Raw genomic sequence first — 467 nt, 5'->3', positions numbered from 1 at the left:
GGCCTGGGCCAGCAGGAAGCGGCCGATGCCGCGGTTGACCGGCTCCAACTGCAGGCCTTGGGGGTTGCCGATACGCACCCGGCGTTCGGCATGGTCCACGCGGATGTCCAGGCGGTTCTGTTCCTTGTGTACCTTCTGCCCAGGCAGCTGGATCTCCATGCGCAGCAGGCTGTGGGCCTTGTCATGGCGCTCGGCATAGCCGAACTGCACAAAGCGCAGCGGCCGGGCGCCGGTGCTGCGGTCGGTGGGCAGCGCGGCCAGGCGCAATAGCTGGAAGTGTTCGACCGGCAGGTCGGCCCAGGGCTGGGCGGGGTTGTCCTGGGGCTCTTCGGCCGGCTCTGCGGCGGCGGGGGCAATGGTCATCGGGCTGGTCCTCGGCTATGCCTGCTGTATCGGCAGGCAGACCGCAGACCTGAGGGCGTTGCCTCAGGCCGAAGGCAAATGCTGGATGAAGGTCACGATTCGCT

1 pseudogene is annotated in these 467 nt (G+C 67.9%); it reads right to left on the bottom strand.

Annotation, left to right across the window (positions count from 1 at the left end):
- Window positions 1-363 (bottom strand): annotated as a pseudogene (locus tag GYA94_RS26755) (hypothetical protein); the annotation flags it as partial.
- Window positions 364-467: the final 104 nt, after the last annotated feature.

The sequence above is a fragment of the Pseudomonas juntendi genome (assembly GCF_009932375.1).
GTDB lineage: Bacteria > Pseudomonadota > Gammaproteobacteria > Pseudomonadales > Pseudomonadaceae > Aquipseudomonas > Aquipseudomonas juntendi.
The sequence above is the reverse complement of the archived record's forward strand: the minus strand, read 5'-3'. Positions and strand labels throughout refer to the sequence as shown.